The 17,144-nt window shown below is 71.8% G+C and carries 15 protein-coding genes and 1 pseudogene; 10 read left to right on the forward strand and 6 right to left on the reverse strand.

Annotation, left to right across the window (positions count from 1 at the left end; genetic code table 11):
• Positions 1 to 4 precede the first annotated feature (4 nt).
• Positions 5 to 991, forward strand: a pseudogene (locus ACFWRT_RS17940) (TerC family protein); the annotation flags it as partial.
• Between the two features lie 146 nt (positions 992 to 1,137).
• Here ACFWRT_RS17940 and ACFWRT_RS17945 read toward each other — a convergent pair.
• A complete protein-coding gene (locus ACFWRT_RS17945; RefSeq protein WP_380949683.1) occupies positions 1,138 to 1,740 on the reverse strand; it encodes a GNAT family N-acetyltransferase in 603 nt (200 codons plus the stop codon).
• Positions 1,741 to 1,911: 171 nt separating this feature from the next.
• Here ACFWRT_RS17945 and ACFWRT_RS17950 point away from each other — a divergent pair, with 171 nt between their 5' ends.
• The 5 genes from ACFWRT_RS17950 (at position 1,912) to ACFWRT_RS17970 (ending at position 6,727) form a co-directional block, all read left to right on the forward strand.
• Positions 1,912 to 2,715, forward strand: coding sequence for a VOC family protein (locus ACFWRT_RS17950; protein WP_380949682.1), 804 nt, complete (start codon positions 1,912 to 1,914; stop codon positions 2,713 to 2,715).
• A gap of 117 nt (positions 2,716 to 2,832) precedes the next feature.
• Positions 2,833 to 3,228, forward strand: coding sequence for a TOBE domain-containing protein (locus ACFWRT_RS17955; RefSeq protein WP_356364204.1), 396 nt, complete (start codon positions 2,833 to 2,835; stop codon positions 3,226 to 3,228).
• A 132-nt stretch (positions 3,229 to 3,360) separates the two neighbouring features.
• Complete coding sequence (modA, locus tag ACFWRT_RS17960; protein ID WP_380949681.1) at positions 3,361 to 4,185, forward strand: molybdate ABC transporter substrate-binding protein; 825 nt, start codon at positions 3,361 to 3,363, stop codon at positions 4,183 to 4,185.
• 72 nt (positions 4,186 to 4,257) lie between these two features.
• Positions 4,258 to 6,234 (forward strand): ABC transporter permease, encoded by a 1,977-nt coding sequence (locus ACFWRT_RS17965; RefSeq protein ID WP_380949680.1) that lies wholly within the window; start codon positions 4,258 to 4,260, stop codon positions 6,232 to 6,234.
• A 127-nt stretch (positions 6,235 to 6,361) separates the two neighbouring features.
• Complete coding sequence (locus ACFWRT_RS17970; protein WP_018514034.1) at positions 6,362 to 6,727, forward strand: PH domain-containing protein; 366 nt, start codon at positions 6,362 to 6,364, stop codon at positions 6,725 to 6,727.
• 66 nt (positions 6,728 to 6,793) lie between these two features.
• Here the strand turns inward: ACFWRT_RS17970 and ACFWRT_RS17975 are convergent, their stop codons facing one another.
• Positions 6,794 to 7,564 carry a peptidoglycan recognition protein family protein gene (locus ACFWRT_RS17975; RefSeq protein WP_380949679.1) on the reverse strand — a complete coding sequence of 257 codons (771 nt, stop codon included), beginning with the start codon at positions 7,562 to 7,564 and terminating at the stop codon, positions 6,794 to 6,796.
• A 172-nt stretch (positions 7,565 to 7,736) separates the two neighbouring features.
• Here ACFWRT_RS17975 and ACFWRT_RS17980 point away from each other — a divergent pair, with 172 nt between their 5' ends.
• Together ACFWRT_RS17980 and ACFWRT_RS17985 are read left to right on the forward strand one after the other, a co-directional pair.
• Positions 7,737 to 9,380: an APC family permease gene (locus ACFWRT_RS17980; protein ID WP_380949678.1), complete on the forward strand. Its 1,644-nt coding sequence runs from the start codon at positions 7,737 to 7,739 to the stop codon at positions 9,378 to 9,380.
• Between the two features lies 1 nt (position 9,381).
• Positions 9,382 to 9,810 (forward strand): universal stress protein, encoded by a 429-nt coding sequence (locus ACFWRT_RS17985; RefSeq protein ID WP_380949677.1) that lies wholly within the window; start codon positions 9,382 to 9,384, stop codon positions 9,808 to 9,810.
• Positions 9,811 to 9,886: 76 nt separating this feature from the next.
• On the opposite strand, the gene ACFWRT_RS17990 is transcribed toward ACFWRT_RS17985, so the two are convergent.
• Positions 9,887 to 11,113, reverse strand: coding sequence for a cation:proton antiporter (locus ACFWRT_RS17990; protein WP_380949676.1), 1,227 nt, complete (start codon positions 11,111 to 11,113; stop codon positions 9,887 to 9,889).
• 101 nt (positions 11,114 to 11,214) lie between these two features.
• Positions 11,215 to 12,735, reverse strand: a complete 1,521-nt coding sequence (locus tag ACFWRT_RS17995) for an alpha/beta hydrolase (RefSeq protein WP_380949675.1) — start codon at positions 12,733 to 12,735, stop codon at positions 11,215 to 11,217.
• 239 nt (positions 12,736 to 12,974) lie between these two features.
• Here ACFWRT_RS17995 and ACFWRT_RS18000 point away from each other — a divergent pair, with 239 nt between their 5' ends.
• Both ACFWRT_RS18000 and ACFWRT_RS18005 read left to right on the forward strand, forming a co-directional pair.
• Positions 12,975 to 15,311: an MMPL family transporter gene (locus tag ACFWRT_RS18000; RefSeq protein ID WP_380949674.1), complete on the forward strand. Its 2,337-nt coding sequence runs from the start codon at positions 12,975 to 12,977 to the stop codon at positions 15,309 to 15,311.
• Between the two features lie 44 nt (positions 15,312 to 15,355).
• Positions 15,356 to 16,441, forward strand: a complete 1,086-nt coding sequence (locus tag ACFWRT_RS18005; RefSeq protein WP_380949673.1) for an acyltransferase family protein — start codon at positions 15,356 to 15,358, stop codon at positions 16,439 to 16,441.
• 51 nt (positions 16,442 to 16,492) lie between these two features.
• Here the strand turns inward: ACFWRT_RS18005 and ACFWRT_RS18010 are convergent, their stop codons facing one another.
• Both ACFWRT_RS18010 and ACFWRT_RS18015 read right to left on the reverse strand, forming a co-directional pair.
• On the reverse strand, positions 16,493 to 16,696 hold the full coding sequence (locus ACFWRT_RS18010; protein ID WP_380949672.1) for a hypothetical protein: 204 nt from the start codon (positions 16,694 to 16,696) through the stop codon (positions 16,493 to 16,495).
• A 64-nt stretch (positions 16,697 to 16,760) separates the two neighbouring features.
• Positions 16,761 to 17,102, reverse strand: a complete 342-nt coding sequence (locus ACFWRT_RS18015) for an SCO5918 family protein (protein ID WP_380949671.1) — start codon at positions 17,100 to 17,102, stop codon at positions 16,761 to 16,763.
• Positions 17,103 to 17,144: the final 42 nt, after the last annotated feature.

The following is a 17,144-nucleotide window of genomic DNA, read 5'->3' on the forward strand; positions in this document are numbered from 1 at the left end:
GGGCGTGGATGTACCGTTCTGGCTCTGGGCAGCGTTCGCCGTAACGGTGGTCGTCTCGCTCGCAGTCGACCTGCTGGCCCACCGCAACGCGCATGTCATCGGGTTCAAGGAAGCGGCCTGGTGGAGTGCGCTCTGGGTGAGTCTCGCGCTCATCTTCGGCGTGGTCGTCTTCTTCGTACTCGGCACGACAGCGGGTACGGAATACACAACGGCATGGCTGCTGGAGAAGAGCCTGTCCGTCGACAACTTGTTCGTCTTCGCGCTGATTTTCGCCTATTTCAAGGTTCCGCGCGAATATCAGCACCGCGTGCTGTTCTACGGCGTCATCGGCGCTCTGGTGTTCCGCGCGATTTTCCTGACAGCCGGCGTCGCGGTGGTGAACCGCTTCACCTTCGTCCTCTTCCTCTTCGCCGCGATCCTTTTCTGGAGCGCCTGGAAGATCCTCAAGGACGAGGAGGACAGCTTCGATCCGGGGCAGAGTTTCGCGGTGCGCATGCTGCGGAAGATCATGCCGGTCCGGGACGAGTACGCGGGGACGCACTTCATCGTCAAGGAGGAGGGGAAGCGGGTCGCCACACCGCTGCTCGCGGTGGTCGCCGCGATCGAGGCGGCCGACCTGCTCTTCGCCGTCGACAGCGTGCCCGCCGTGCTGGCGGTCAGCGACGACGCGTTCATCGTCTACACCAGCAACGCGTTCGCCATCCTCGGACTGCGCGCGCTCTACTTCCTGCTGGCGGGACTCCTGGACCGCTTCCACTACCTGAGCACGGGCCTCGCGATCATTCTGGCCTTCATCGCGGTCAAGCTCGTCCTCCAGGCATCGCACAAGATGATCAGCACCTCCATTCCGGAGATTCCCTCGCCGATCAGCCTGGCGGTGATCGTGGTCATCCTGACGGCTTCGGTCATTCTCAGCATCCGACGCCCACCCCCGGACAAGGACTCCGGGGAGAACGCGGTGAAGTCATCCGACGATAAGCCGTCGGAGTAACCCACCGGGTAATGGCCGGGCAAAGCGAAGGGAAAAGGTTTCCCTCTCGCGATGCCCGGCCATTCGTCGTAAACGGCCCACAAAGAGCGTGAGACCCGGCACCGGGTCCGCCGGTGACCCTTCCGCCGAACCGGCGAAGGCCCGGCTCAGCCCGCGGCGAGGCGGGCGGTGAGGCGGGCCTTCGCGGCCGGCCACTCGTCGGCGAGCAGCGAGAAGTAGACGCTGTCCCGCCAGCTCCCGTCCGGCCGCAGCCGGTGCCGCCGGAGCACCCCCTCCCGGCGGGCGCCGAGGCGCGCGATGGCCGCCTGGGAACGCTCGTTGAGGTGGTCGGTCTTCAGCTGCACACGCCCCATGCCCAGTTCCTCGAAGGCGTGGCCGAGCAGCAGCAGCTTCGTCTCGGTGTTGACCGCCGAGCGCCAGTACGCCCGGCCGTACCAGGTCCAGCCGATCTCCAGCCGCTCGTCCCGCACCGAGACGTCCAGGTACGTGGTCCAGCCGACGGCCCGCCCGCTCGCCCGGTGGATCACCGCGAACGGGACGTACGTGCCACGCTCGGCGTCGGCGAGCACGCCGGCCAGCCGGGTCAGCAGCTCCTGACGGGTCCGGGGCGCCGGACCGCCCTGCCAGCGCCACACCTCCTCGTCCCTCCCGCCCGCCTCGAACAGGTCGTCGAGGTGGCCGGTGGTCAGCGGGACGAGGGTCACGTACTGCCCGGTCAGGGTCACGGGCCGAGGCGGAAGCGCAGGCATGACGGGACCCTAACCCCTTTACGTACTAGCGCACAATAATTACGTACTAGTACAGAGCACGGCCCTGCTTCTCCCGGCGCGCGGACCCGGGGACGGCTGGCTAGCGTTGCTGGTGAAGGACTCCCGGGCGTAGGGATGCGGAGAGACCAGGACCGGAAGAGGGGCAGTGCCATGGCTGTACGACCCGAAGGCACCCCGTGTTGGGCGGACGCCTCGTTCGCCGACCTGGAGGGCGCCAAGAGCTTCTACGGTGATGTGCTCGGCTGGACGTTCGGCGAGAGTTCGCCGGAGTTCGGCAACTACACGACGGCGTACGCGGACGGCAGGCGGGCGGCCGCCGTGGTCCCGCCGATGCCGGGCAACGACGACGGCCCGTCCGCGTGGTGCCTCTACCTGGCCTCGGAGGACGCCGCCACCACCGGCGGGAAGGTCCGCGCGGCCGGCGGCGAGGTGCTCATGGAGCCCATGCAGGTCGGCGAGTTCGGCACGATGGCGCTGGCCCGCGACCCCGGCGGCGCGGTCTTCGGCGTGTGGCAGGCCGACACCCATGACGGGTTCGAGGCGGAGATGGGCGTGCCCGGCGGGTACTGCTGGAGCGAGGTCTTCACCCGGGACCCGAAGGCGGCGGACACGTTCTTCCCCGCCGTGTTCCCGTACGCGGTCCGGAAGCTCGAAGACCCGTCGATGGACTTCGGGATGTACGACGTCCAGGGGCAGTCGGTGCTCGGCCGGATGGGGATGGGCGAGGACTTCCCGCCCGACATGGGCTCCTTCGTGATGGTGTACTTCGCCGTCCCGGACTGCGACGCGGCGGTGTCGAAGGCGACCGGGCGGGGCGCGCGGTTGCAGTTCGGCCCGATGGACAGCCCGTTCGGCCGGTTCGCGGCCATCACCGACCCGCAGGGCGCCACGTTCTCCGTGATCGACGTGACGAGGACCGAGGGCGAGATGCCGACGACGCGGCTGATGTCCTGAGGCGTCGAGGACCCGGGCTCCCAGGACTCCGTGCGAATCTCCGAGAAGCTCGCATCTGCGATGGACAATCGTCCGGAGAATGGTAAATGCAAGCCCGATTGGCCTAGCGTGTCGCGCATGCAGTCCTACACAATCGGTCAGGCAGCACGCCTTCTCGGAGTCAGCCCCGACACCGCCCGACGCTGGGCGGACGCCGGCCGGGTCGCGACCCATCGCGACGAGACCGGCCGCCGGCTGATCGACGGCCGTGCGCTGGCCGCCTTCTCGATCGAGGTCGGCCAGGGCACCGCGGGCGAGGAGGAGACCCCGTACACCTCGGCGCGCAACGCCTTCCCGGGCATCGTCACCGCGGTGAAGCTCGGCGATGTCGCGGCCCAGGTCGAGATCCAGGCCGGCCCGCACCGGCTCGTCTCCCTCCTGACCCGGGAGGCGGTCGAGGAGCTGGGCCTGGAAGTCGGCATGCAGGCGACCGCCCGCGTGAAGTCGACCAGCGTGCACATCGACCGCACCTGAAGCCCGGCCGGAGCGACCGGCGGCCGGGCACCGAGTGCTGCCCGCACCACCCCTCTCCGCGCCCCGCGCGAACACGTCCCCGCCCGGACGGCACCTGGCCGACCGGGCTCGCAGCCAAGGAGTCCCGCCCTCATGTCCCTCCTGCTCACCCGCCGCCGCGCCGCGGCCGCCGTCCTGACGACCGCCCTCCTCGTCCCGCTCGCCGCCTGCGGCAACGACGACTCGGGCACGGACAAGGCCAAGGACAGCGGCAGCAGCGCCACACCCTCCGACGCCGCGTCGGGCGCCCCGAAGGCCGATCTGACCGTGCTGGCCGCCTCCTCGCTGACCGACGTCTTCAAGGAGGCGGGAGCGGCGTACGAGAAGGAGAACCCGGGCACGAAGGTCACGTTCTCCTTCGCGGGCTCCCAGGAGCTGGCCGCCCAGGTCAAGCAGGGCGCCCCCGCCGACGCCCTGGTCACCGCCGACACCAAGACGATGGACGGCCTCTCCGGCGAGACCGGCAGCCCGACCGTCATCGCCAAGAACCGCCTGGTCATCGCCGTCGGCGAGGGCAACCCGGAGAAGGTCGAGAACCTGAAGGACCTTTCCGACACCAAGCTGAAGGTCGTCCTGGCCGCCCCCGAGGTGCCGGTGGGCCGCTACAGCGAGCAGATCCTCGACGCGCAGAAGATCGCGGTGAAGCCGGTCTCCCAGGAGCCCAACGTCCGCGCGGTCCTCAGCAAGGTCGAGCTGGGCGAGGCGGACGCCGGGCTCGTCTACAAGACGGACGCCGAGACCGCGCCCGACAAGGTCGACGCGATCGACATCCCGGACGCGGAGAACGCCGTCGCCTCCTACCCGGCCGCCACACTGAAGGGGTCGAAGCACAGCGAGGCCGCCGCCGCGTTCGTCGCCTGGCTCTCGACGCCCGCCGCGCAGAAGATCCTCCAGGGCGCGGGCTTCCAGCAGCCGTAACCGCCGCACACCGCGGGGCCCGTACCGTCCTACGGGCCCCGCACCTCCAGCCAGCCGCCCGACGAGGTCACCATGAAACGACCGGCACTCCGCCGTACGCCGGGGGCGCGCGCCCCCCTCCTGCTGACGGTGCCCGCGCTGCTGGCCGTGGCGTTCCTGATGCTGCCGCTCGTCGGCATCCTGGCCCGTACCTCCTGGGGCGAACTCTCCACGCACCTCACCGCCGAGCCCACCACCCAGGCGCTCCGGCTCTCCCTCCTCGTCTCGCTCTGGTCGCTGGGCCTCTCGCTGCTGTTCGGGGTGCCGCTGGCCTGGCTGCTGGCCCGGGTGCCCTTCCCCGGCAAGGCGTTCGTGCGCTCGCTGGTGCTGCTGCCGATGGTGCTGCCGCCGACGGTCGGCGGGGTCGCGCTGCTGCTGGCGTTCGGGCGGCGCGGGCTGCTCGGGCCGTGGCTGGAGGACACCTTCGGCATCACGCTGCCCTTCCACACCTCGGGGGCGGTGCTGGCGGCGACGTTCGTCGCGATGCCGTTCCTGGTCATCTCGCTGGAGGGCGCGCTCGGTGGTCTGCGCCCCCGGTACGAGGAGACCGCCGCGTCGCTGGGAGCCTCGCCGGTACGGGTGTTCCTCACCGTGACCCTGCCGATGGTCGCCCCCGGGCTGATCGCCGGAGCGGCCCTCACCTGGGCGCGGGCGCTCGGCGAGTTCGGCGCCACCATCACCTTCGCCGGGAACCTCCCCGGCACCACGCAGACCCTGCCGCTCCAGGTCTATCTGCTGCTCCAGGAGTCCCCGGAGGCCGCCACCTCGGTCTCGCTGCTGCTCCTGGCCATCGCCATGATCGTGCTCATCGCGCTGCGCGGGCGGTGGACGGGCACGCCCGGGGACCACGACCGCGAGCGGTCCGCGCGGCGCCCTGAGGAGCCGACGGGCACCACGCCGGACGTCCTGCCCGAACCGCCCGCGTACGTACGGGAGAAGGCCGCCGAGCACGTCCTGGCGAAGGCCCCCCGGGAACGCTGGCCCCTGCACGCCGACGTCACCGGCTTCACCCGCCTCACCCTGGACGCGGCCCCCGGCACCACCCTCGCGGTCGTCGGCCCCAACGGCGCCGGCAAGACCACCCTCCTGCGCGCCCTCCTCGGCCTCACCCCCCGCGCCCACGCGCGACTGCGCCTGGGCGACAGCGATGTGACGGCTCTCCCCCCGCACCGCCGGGGCGTCGCCTGGGTCCCCCAGGACGGCGCGCTCTTCCCGCACCTGAGCGCCCTCACGAACACGGCGTACGGGCTCCGCACCCGTGGCGTCCCCCGCGCGGAGGCCCGGCGCGAGGCGCAGTCCTGGCTGGACCGGCTCGGCGTCGGCCACCTGGCCCACCGCAAGCCCGGCCAGCTCTCCGGCGGCCAGGCCCAACGGGTCGCCCTGGCCCGCGCGTTGGCGGCCCGCCCGCGCCTCCTGCTGCTGGACGAACCGCTCGCCGCCCTCGACCAGACGACCCGGGCCCACGTCCGGCACACCCTGCGCAGGCACCTCGCCGACTTCGGCGGGGTCTGCCTGATCGTCACGCACGACCCGGTCGAGGCGGTCTCCCTGGCCGACCGGGTCCTCGTCCTGGACGACGGCCGGGTCCTCCAGGACGAGCCGCCCGCCGAGGTGACCCGCCACCCGCGCTCGCCCTGGGTGGCCCGGATGCTCGGCCGCAACGCCTGGCCCGGCACCGCCACCGCCGACGGCCTGGACCTGGCGGGCGGCGGCCACCTGGTGGTCGCCGAACCCCTCGCCCCGGGCACCGAGGCCCTCGCGGTCATCGCCCCCGAAGCCGTCTCCGTACACCGCGAGAAGCCCACCGGCTCCCCCCGCAACGTCTGGCCCGGAACGGTCCGCGAGATCACCTCGGGCGGCAGCCGGCTCCGCCTCCTCATCACCTCCGACCGGGCGCCGGACCTGGTCGCGGAGATCACCCCGCAGGCGGCGGCCGAACTGCGCATCGCGGACGGCACGGAGGTCTGGACGGGCGTGAAGGCCACCGAGGTGACGGTGGTCCCCCTCTGAGTCGGCCAGGTCATCCGAAAGCGTGGCGCGGGCCCCACCGGGAACCAGACAACTGCCGTACGCGTACTCATGTACGACAGATCCAAGAGATCCAAGAGATCCAAGAGATCCGAAAGACGGGGCACCCATGGCACTGTTCGGCAACGCGCACACCATCAACCCGGCCACCGCCCAGCAGGACTACGAACGCCTCCTCGGCCAGGGCGAGCAGGTGCACGCCGCGTTCCTGCTGATCCGCGACACGATCCTGTTCACGGACCGCCGGCTGATCCTCGTCGACAAGCAGGGCATCACCGGCAAGAAGACCGAGTACCACTCCGTGCCGTACCGCAGCATCACGCACTTCGCGGTGGAGACGGCCGGGACGTTCGACCTGGACGCGGAGCTGAAGATCTGGATCTCGGGCAACCCCACCCCGCTCCAGAAGACGTTCACGAAGGGCGTCGACATCTACGAGGTGCAGGCGATACTGACGCAGTTCGTGGCGCGCTAAACCGGCGACGTCGGTTCAGAAGCGACGTTGGTTCAGAAGCGACGTCGGTTCAGAAGTGACGTCGGTTCAGAAGTACGGTCGCAGCCTCGGCGCCGCCGCGCTGCCCGGGGCGGTGTCCCGCAGCCGGGCCACACGCTCGCGCAGCTCCGGCAGCAGCCCGTACAGCACGTCGCCCGGGCAGCGGGTCTCGTAGCTGTCGCGGTGGCCGGAGATGACGTTCAGCCGGGCCACCTGGCCCTCGTCGAAGCGGCTCTCGGCGTTCGTCGAGACCAGCTCGACCGTGGCGAGCGGGTCGACGCCGGGCCCCAGCTTCCAGGCGGCCAGCTCCACCAGGGCGTCCATCATCGGCTCCGGCACCTCCGCGCCCGCCCCGAAGTCGCCGATGGCCGCGATGCCGACGGTGTCCGCGTTGAACCCCTTGGTGTGGGCTCCGAGCACCGACCGGGCGATGCCGCCCGCCCGGCCCTCGTAGATGGTGCCGCAGCGGTCGACGAGGAAGTTGTAGCCGATGTCGTCCCAGCCGTCCTTCTCCACGTGGTCGCTCTGGACGGCCTGGATCAGCTCGGGAGCGTCCGCGCAGGCGTAGTCGTTGGGGTTGCCGGTGTGGTGGACGAAGACCGCCTTCGCCGCGCCCGTGTACTGCGGGCCCTCCCGGACCAGGTCCTCGTCCGCGTGCCACTCCTGGCGGCTGACGACGGCCGGCTGCGGGAGCCCGCGCGGCGGCCTCGGCCCGGTGGCCGTCTCCCGCCGCTGCTCGTGGGAGGCCGGGCCGTCCTGGAACACCAGGAGGACCATCAGCGGCAGCAGGGTGCCCAGGACGATTCGGCGGGACCACATGGACTCCACCCTGCGCCCTGACCTGGGAGGTGTACGCCGGGAGCGGGCCAACCGGGTGACCACCGCCCAGCGAGGGCCTTCCGTCCGGAATGCGCATGGATGAGTGTGTTCCTACGATGAGATCCGGATCACCCGCCGCGCCCTGCGGCGAGCCCGGCCGGATCGAGGAACCATGGCCCACGACGCTGTGCAGGACGGGGAAGGCGGTCGGGGGGACAGCCGGCGGAGCGACGGGCGGGCCGATCACGGCGGACGGGGGAACGACGCACGGGGGAACGGCGCACGGGGGAACGGCGGGCGGGGCGACGGCTCGGCGGTCAGCCTGAAGCCGAACGCCATCGGCTTCGTCGACGCCCTCGTCATCGGCCTCAACGCGACCTCCCCCGCCTACTCGCTGGCCGCCGTGATCGGCCCGATCGTGGCCCTGGTCGGCATCTACGCCCCGGGCGTCATGTTCGCCTCCTTCGTCCCGATGCTGCTGATCGCCTCGGCGTTCTACTACCTCAACAAGGTCGACCAGGACTGCGGTACGACGTTCTCCTGGGTGACCCGGGCGATGGGCCCGTGGGCCGGGTGGCTCGGCGGCTGGGCGATCACCATGACCGGCGTGCTGGTGGTCGGTTCGCTGGCCGACGTGGCGGTGAGCTTCACCCTGCTGGCGGTGGGCCTGGACGGCTGGGTCGAGAACGACTTCGCGCGCCAGTTCCTCACCGTGCTGCTGATCATCGTGATGACCGGCCTCTGCGTCATCGGCACCGAGCTGTCGGCGAAGGTGCAGAACGTCCTGATCCTCCTCCAGATCGCGTTCCTGCTGGTCTTCGTCGTGGTGGCGCTCTACCGGGTGTACGCGGGCACCACCGGCTTCGACTCCATCGAGCCGTCCATGAGCTGGCTCGACCCGTTCGGCGCCGGGGGCGCCGCGCTGACCGGCGGGCTGCTGCTCGGGGTGTTCATCTACTGGGGCTGGGAGTCCGCGGTCAACCTCACCGAGGAGACCGAGGACTCGGCGAGCGCCCCGGGCAGGGCGGGCCTGTGGTCCACGGTGGTGCTCCTGGTGACCTACCTGTCGGTCGCCTTCGCGGTCGTCGCCTTCGCGGGGACGGCGTTCCTCGCGGAGAACGCGGGCGAGGAGGAGTTCATCTTCGCCCAGCTCGCCGGGGACGTGCTGGGCGGCTGGGACTGGATCCTGCTGCTGGCCGTCGCCACCTCCGCGATCGCCTCCACCCAGACCACGATCATCCCGGCGTCCCGGACCGCCCTGTCGATGGCCCGCCGTCAGGCGCTGCCGCGGCACTTCGGGCACATCAGCCCCCGGTTCCGTACCCCGGACGTCAGTACGTGGTGGGTCGCCGGGATCGCCATCGCCTGGTACCTGGTGGTCAACCAGATCTCCACCAACGCCCTCTTCGACTCGCTCACCGCCCTCTCCCTCCTGATCGCCTTCTACTACGCGCTCACCGGGGTGGCCTGCGCCGTCTACTACCGGCGCCATCTCACCGAGAGTGTGCGCAACTTCATCCTCATCGGCCTCGGCCCGGTGGTCGGTGCCGGACTGCTGGCCTGGCTGCTGGTCCGGTCGGTGAGAGACATGTCCGACCCGGCCAACTCCTACAGCGGCACCTCCTGGTTCGGGCTGGGCCCACCGCTCGTCATCGGCATCGCGATCTCGCTCATCGGCGTGGTCCTCATGGTGGTGTGGCGGCTGCGCGACGCGGTGTTCTGGCAGGAACGGCCCGGGGTCGCCGATCCGGACCTGGTACACGCCAGGCCCGCGAAACCCAGCGACGGGAAGTCCACCGACGGGAAGGAGCGCTGAGATGTCGGTCGTCCTCGGTTACGACGAGTCCCCCGGCGCCGCCCGCGCCCTGCGCATCGCGATCGAGGTGGCGGCCGCGTACGGCGAGGAGCTGGTCCTCGTCTACGGCGCCGCCGCCCCGGGCCTGCGCGACGGGGCCGAGTACCGCAGCCACTACGACGCCATCCGGCAGGCCGGCCGCACCGGCCTGGAGCACGCGCTGACGGCCGCCGAGGAGGCCGGCGTACCGGCGCGGGTGGAGGTGCTGGACGAGAGCCCCCCGCAGGCGCTCCTGGAGGCGGCCGACCGGCACGGGGCCCGGGTCATCGTGGTCGGCACCTGGGGCGAGAGCCCGATGCGCGGGGCCCTGCTCGGCTCGACCCCGCACAAGCTGCTGCACATGTCCAAGGTCCCCGTGCTGTGCGTCCCGACGGAGGACGGCGCGCCCTAGAAGGCGCGGGCCCTGGACAGGCCGGGCTCCTCACCAACGCCCCGAGGCCTGCCCTCACCACTCCCCCGGCCAGCCCTCACCACGCCTCCCCGCTCTCCGCCACCCGGCTCGGCGCGTCCCGTCCCGCATCCCCCTCCCCCTTCCCCAGCTGCCGGAACGCCAGCAGCGGGAACGTCAGCACCGACACCATCGCCGCGGCCACCAGCGCGGCGGCCTCCCCCGCGCCGATCACCTTCTCGTCCAGCCCGATCGCGGTGATCGCCACCACCAGCGGCAGACACGTGGCGGAGAACAGCGCGAGCGCGGACCGGGGAGCGCGCCCGGTGAGGTCGCGCGGCGCCAGCAGATACGCCGGTACGCCCCGCACCAGCAGGAACAGCAGCAGGAAGACGGGCAGGAGCAGCAGCGGACGGCCGCCGTCCAGGAGCGCCCGGAGGTCGAAGTCGATACCCGTGACGACGTAGAAGAACGGGACCAGGAAGCCGAACCCGATGGCCTCGATCCTGCCCAGGATCTCCCCGCTGCGCTCCGGCACCGCCCCCTGGAGGACCAGCCGGGTCAGCATCCCGGCGGCGAACGCGCCGAGCAGCGTGTCCAGGCCGAAGACGTGGGCCAGCCCCAGCATCCCGGCGAGCAGCAGCATCACGAAGCGGATCGCGAACTGGCCGCTGCTGTGCAGGGTCATCGCGATGATCCGCGCGAACCACGGCGGCCTCGGCCGCATCGCCCAGAACACCGCGCCCACCGTGATGACCGCGAACACCGCCAGCACCGCGCTCGCCGCCCCCGGACTCCGCCCGCTGAACAGCAGGGCCATCGCCACGATCGGCCCGAACTCCCCGACCGCCCCGAACGCCATCACCACCGACCCGAACCTCCCCTCCAACCGCCCCGAGTCCCGCAGGATCGGCAGCACCGCCCCCAGCGCCGTGCTGGTGAGCGCGGTGCCGATCACCAGGCTCTTCGCCACATCCGCGCCACTGAGCAGCAGGGCGATCCCGAGCCCGGCGGCGAACGAGAGGACCCACGCCGCGCCGGCCCGGCGCAGGGTGGAGCCACGGACCTCGGCGAACCGGATCTCGTACCCCGCCAGGAAGATCAGCATCGAGAGCCCGAGGTCGGACAGGGTGTCGATGACCTGGTCGTGGTGGGCCCAGCCGAGCACATCGGGCCCCACCAGGATGCCGAGCACGATCTCGAAGATGACGACGGGGACCGACAGCCACCGCCCGGTCGCGTAGCCGAGCAGCGGGGCGAGAACCGCCAGGGCCATGATCAGGACGAGGGTCCCGGGGTGCTCCATCGCTCGTGTATAGCAAGGAACGCCCCGGAATCAGCCGCTATGACACCCCGTCACCGACGCCCCATTCACCCCCCTCACCGGCACCCCTCACCGGCACCCGGTCAGTTCGGGCAGTGGGTGTCCCGGGCGGGCCGCTCGCCGGTCACCAGGAAGTCGCTGACCATCCGGTCCCCGCAGGCGTTGCCGTTGCCCAGATACATCCCGTGCCCGCCCTGCTCGACGGTCACCATCCTGGCCCGCTCCCCGAGCGCCGCCCGCATCTTCCGGGCCCCGGCCGGCGGGGTGGCCGGGTCGCGCAGGCTCTGGATCATCAGGACGTCGGACGGGCCGTCGTCGGTTATCCGGGTGGGCCGCGGCTCCTCGTCGTACGTCCAGAAGGCGCACGGGGTGATGTTCACCGGCATCCCGGCCGTCAGCGGATACCGCGCCCGGTCGGCGGCGACCCGGCCCGCGTACCCGGTGGCCGGTCCCGGCCAGCGCACGTCGTTGCAGACCACCGCCATGGTCAGCGCCGCGTCCTCGTCCGGCAGCGCGCCCGCGAGCTCCGGCGGCAGCACCGGACGGCCCTGCGGGTCCTGAGCCGCCTTCACCAGCCGGGCCAGCGGCGCGAAACCCGCATCGCTGTACAGCGCGTTCTGGAGCGCCTGCCGCAGCAGGTTCCCGGTGAGCGGCGTGGACGGGACGTCCGAGGCCTTCGGGTGCCGGTCCAACTCCTCCGCGAGAGAGAGGAACAGCGGCTGCACGTCTCCGGGGCGCCGGGCCAGCCGCAGCCCCTCGGCCTCCCGGGCCGGGTCCGCCGCCCAGGCCGCGAAGTCGGGGAAGCGCTCGGCGGCGCCCGGGGCCATGTTCGCCAGCCAGCCGTACGCCACCCGGCCCGGGTCCGGGTCGCCGGTGCCGTCCAGGACCAGCCGGCCGACCCGGTCCGGATGGACCTGCGCGTACACGGCGCCGACGTAACTCCCGTACGAGGAGCCCCAGATCGACACCTTCCGCTCGCCCAGCGCCTGGCGCAGCCGGTCGAGGTCGCGGACCTGGTTCGCCGTGGTGAAGGACCGCAGCACCGGGCCCCCGTTGCGGGCGCAGAGCTCGGCGGTGCGGCGGGCGCGGTCGGTGTTCGCCGTGATCGTGCCGTCCGGCGCGGGCCAGGACCGCAGGGTCACCAGGTGCCGGTCCGCCTCGGGGAGCCGGCAGCTCGCCCGGACGGAGGAGCCGACCCCGCGCGGGTCGAGGCTGACCAGGTCGTACGCCCCCTCGGTCGCCGCCCGCAGCGCCCCGCCCTTCTGCGCCAGGCGCTGCACCCCGGAGGAGCCGGGGCCGCCGGGGATCACGAACAGCGTGCCGCGCCGGGCGTCGGGCCGGTCGGCGCGCAGCCGGCTGACGGCCACCTCGACCGTGCGGCCCCCGGGGTCGGCGTAGTCCAGCGGAACGCGCAGCTCGGCACACTCCTGCCCGGCTGGGACCGGTGCCCCGGCGACCGGCCCGCAGGGGTGCCAGGCGAGCGCGGGCGCGGCACGGTCCGCCGGGCGGCTGTGCGCCACGGGCGCGCCGGCGGCGGCCAGCGTGCCGGCCGCCGCGGCGGCGGAGACGGTGAGGAGTAAGGCTTTACGGGTCCAGTTCTTCATGACTCAAGCCTGGTCGGCCGGGGGCTCGCCGCCCATCCGGAAGGCCGGTGGACTCCTGGTGGGGCCACCCCCCGCACCACCCCTGCGGCACGCACCCGTCACCCGTTCCCCCGCGCCGGGGCGCGAGGGCGCCCGTTGAATGCGAAAACAGAAACAGGGCAGCCCAGAGCCCTTCCGGAACGGGCCGGTACAGACAACTGGCCGGTACAGACAACGGCCCAGTACAGACAGGGAGCCGCATGCCGTCGTCACCGGCCTCACCGTCGTCACCGGCCTCACCGGCCCGCCCCGGTCGGGCGGCCACCCCGCACCGCCGGGGCGCGCTGCGCCGCACCGGCGAGTGGTGCGCCCGGCACTTCGTGACCGTCCTCGTGCTGTGGGTCGCCGCGCTCGCCGGGCTCCAGGTCCTCCAGCACGCCTACGGTGGCGACTACTCCGACGACTTCTCGCTCCCCGGCACCCAGTCGCAGGAGGGCCTCGACGTCCTGAAGGCGCACGCGCCACAGGCCGGCGGCTACAGCGCCCAAGTGGTCCTGCACGACGCCGACAAGCCGCTCACCTCGGTCTCCGACCAGGTCGCCACAGCGGTCGCCGACCTCCAGAAGCTGCCCGACGTGCTCTCCGCGCAGAACCCGCTGCCGTCCTCCGGTTCCACCCCGCCCCCGCCGCCCGACCCCAACACCGGTCCGCTCTCCACCGACCAGAAGACCGCCTACATCACCGTCCGCTTCAGCGTGCAGCCCTCCACACTGGACCCCTCCTACCTGAACGGGGTCGACGCGGCGGTCCAGCCGCTGCGGTCGGCCGGGGTGGACGTGGAGTACGGCGGTCCGCTCGGCGAACTGGCCCGGCCCGAGCCGAGCGACCGCACCAGCGAGGCGATCGGCTTCGGGGTGGCGATCATCGTCCTGCTGATCGGCTTCGGCAGCCTGCTCGCCGCCGTGCTGCCGCTGGTCACCGCGCTGATCTGCGCGCTGTGCGGGCTCGCGCTGCTCGGTCTGCTGGCCGCCGCCGCGACCTTCGCGACCGTCTCCCCCACCCTCGCCACGATGATCGGCATCGGCGTCGGCATCGACTACGCGCTCTTCCTGGTCACCCGCCACCGGCAGAACCTGATCGACGGCCAGAACCCGGTGACCGCCGCCGGGAACGCCGCCGCCACCAGCGGCCACGCGGTGCTGCTCTCCGGCTGCACGGTGATCATCGCGCTGTCGGGGCTGTGGGTCTCCGGCATCGGGTTCATCGGCAAGCTGGGCCTGGCCGCCGCGGTCACCGTGGTCACGGCGGTGCTCGGCGCCCTCACCCTCGTACCGGCGATCCTCGGTCTCATCGGCCGCCGTATCGACCGGGTACGCGTACGGAAACCGGTGGCCGAGACCGTACCGGCCCCGGAGGACACGTCGCGGAACGGGACGGAGCCCGGCGGCTGGCACCGGTACGCGCAGCGCGTCGAGCGGCGGCCGTGGTGGTTCCTGGCCGGCGGGGTGGTGCTGCTGGCCGTGCTGTCCTTCCCCGTCTTCTTCATCCAGCTCGGCCATATCGGCGACGGCGCCGACCCGAAGTCGTTCACCGACCGGCGCGCCTTCGACCTGATGTCGAGCGCCTTCGGCCCCGGCTCCAACGGCCCGCTGACCCTCGTCATCGACCAGACCAAGGTGGACTCCTCCGACCGCTCCGCCCTCGCCGACCAGGCGCAGAAGGCCCTCACCGACGTCCCGGACACGGCCGTGATCACCCCGCTCACCGCCACATCCGACGGCGACGTGCTGACCGCCACCGCCTACTCGGTGGCCGCCCCGCAGGACGAGCGGACCACCTCCCTGACGAACCGGCTCACCGACGACGTCCTGCCGCAGGCCGTCTCCGGCACCGCCGCCGACACCTATGTCACCGGCACGACCGCCGCACAGGTCGACTTCCTGGACATCGTCTCCAGCAGGCTGCCCCTGATCATCGCGGTCGTCGTGGCCCTGGCCTTCCTGGTGATCCTGGCCGTCTTCCGGGGCCTGCTCGTCGCGGTGAAGGCCGCCGTGCTCAACGTCCTGTCGATCGCCGCCTCGTACGGGGTCGTGGTGGCCGTCTTCCAGTGGGGCTGGGGCGGCCCGGCGCTCGGCGTGTCGGGGAAGGTGCCGATCGAGAGCTACGTCCCGATGATGATGTTCGCCATCGTCTTCGGGCTGAGCATGGACTACGAGATCTTCCTGCTCTCCCGCATCCACGAGGCCTGGGTGCGCACCGGGGACGCGCGGGCGAGCGTGGCGCACGCGCTGGAGATCACCGCCCGGGTCATCACCTGCGCGGCCCTGATCATGGTGAGCGTCTTCGCCGCGTTCATCATCAGCGACAACATCGTGGTCAAGATGCTGGGCCTGGGGCTCGCCGCCAGCGTGCTCATCGACGCCACCGTCGTACGGCTGCTGCTGGTTCCGGCGGTGATGACCCTGCTGGGCCGGTCCGCCTGGTGGATCCCGGGCCCGCTGGACCGGATCCTTCCGCACCTGGACGCGGAGGGAGGCGCGCAGGAGTCCGAACGGTCACCGGCGCTCAGGAGTCCGAACGGTCACCGGAAGGGGTGACCGAGGACATGACGGGCGGAGGGAGCCGCTCCTAGGGTGTCAGGATGCCTTCCCCCCTCACCTCCGAGCAGCCGCGCCCCACCGCCGCCGCCGGAACCATGGACTCCGGCAAGCCGCCCGACGACCGCCGGGACCACTTCTTCGACAACGCGAAGTACCTGGCGATCGTGCTGGTGGCGGTCGGGCACGCGTGGGAGCCGCTGCCGAGCGGGCGGCTGGTGGAAGCCGCGTACACGCTGATCTACACCTTCCACATGCCGGTGTTCATCCTGATCGCGGGCTACTTCTCGCGCGGTTTCGAGCTGCGGCCGGACCGGGTGTGGAAGCTGATCACCAGCCTGCTGGTGCCGTATCTGATCTTCGAGCTCCTCTACACGGCCTTCCACCGCCTCACCCGCGACCCGGAGCTCCCGCTATCGCTGCTGGAGCCCTACTGGCTGCTGTGGTTCCTGCCCGCCCTGTTCTTCTGGCGGCTCTCCACCCCCGTCTGGCAGGCGGTCCGCGCCCCGGTGCTGGTCTCGCTCGCCGTCGCCGCCGTGGCCACCGTGTCACCCGCCGCCGACGGGGCCCTGCCCCTCCAGCGCATCCTGCAGTTCATGCCGTTCTACGTGCTGGGGCTGCGGCTGGGCCCGGAGCACTTCGCGGCGCTGCGGCGTACGTGGGTACGCGTCGTCTCCGTACCCGTCTTCGCGCTCGGGCTGCTGATCGCGTACTGGCTGGTGCCCCGGACCTCGACCTCGTGGTTCTTCCGGAAGAACAGCGCCCAGGAGATGGACACCGTGGGGTGGGCCGGGCCGCCGGCCACGCTCCTGCTGTTCGCGGCGGCCGTCGTGCTGGGCGCTTGCTTCCTGGCCTGGGTGCCCCGGGGGCGCAGTTGGATGACGGCGCTCGGGACCTGCACGCTGTACGGGTACCTGCTGCACGGCTTCGTCGTCCGGAGCCTGCGCCACGGGGGCTTCTACGAGCAGCCGTTCTTCGACACCACGCTGGGCACGGTCACCGTCACCGCCGGCGCGGCCGTCGTGGTGACCGCGCTGTGCACCCCGTACGTACGGAGCCTGCTGCGGCCACTGCTGGAGCCCCGCCTGGAGTGGGCGAGGCAGAAGCCGCCGGTTGCTCGGGCGCCTTGACGGGCCGAGGGCGGGCGGCAAAGGGCCGAGGGGCACGGGCGGCGAAGCGGGTCACTGATCCATGATGACGGTCCGGCCGATGACCGTGACGTGCTCCAGGACATCCTCCAGCGGATCGTCGATCTGGCCTGTCGCGATCAGGGCCACCTGCGGGCCGTTGTGGGAGTCCGTGTGCGTCTCGTCGGCGTGAGCGGTGGCGGCGGGCAGTACAGCCGCCACCACCGTCACGCCTAACGCGGTCAGCTTCCTCTTCATGCTGTTGATCTTCGTCCGCTCCGGGCGCCTCGGCGAGGACCGACGCCGGGCGCCCGGCCACTTGTTACAGAGAGTCGCCTGAGCGCTCCTCGGTGGCCGCCGGGGTCCCCAGCAGCGCCGACGCCGTCTCCAGCGGGGTGGGAGCGGCGGCCGGGGCGGCGGCAGCGGCCGTCTCGGCGGTACGGCAGGTGAAGCCGAGCTTGGAGAGCGCCCGGACGACCTCGGCGGAGGAGAAGTCACGCCGGTCCTGCCGGGTGATCACCTCGCCGACCTGCTTGACCGGGTAGACCCGGCGGCTGATGACCACCGCGTCACCGGTGACGGGTTCGGGCTTGATGCCCTTCATCGAGTTCTCCACCTCGTCCTTGTACAGGTCGAAGGGGAAGCGGGCGATGACACAGCGCATGGGTCCTCAACAGGGGTCGAGTGGCTCGGAGGGCCGCACGGC

This window comes from Streptomyces cyaneofuscatus, from assembly GCF_042718795.1.
Lineage (GTDB): Bacteria > Actinomycetota > Actinomycetes > Streptomycetales > Streptomycetaceae > Streptomyces > Streptomyces cyaneofuscatus_A.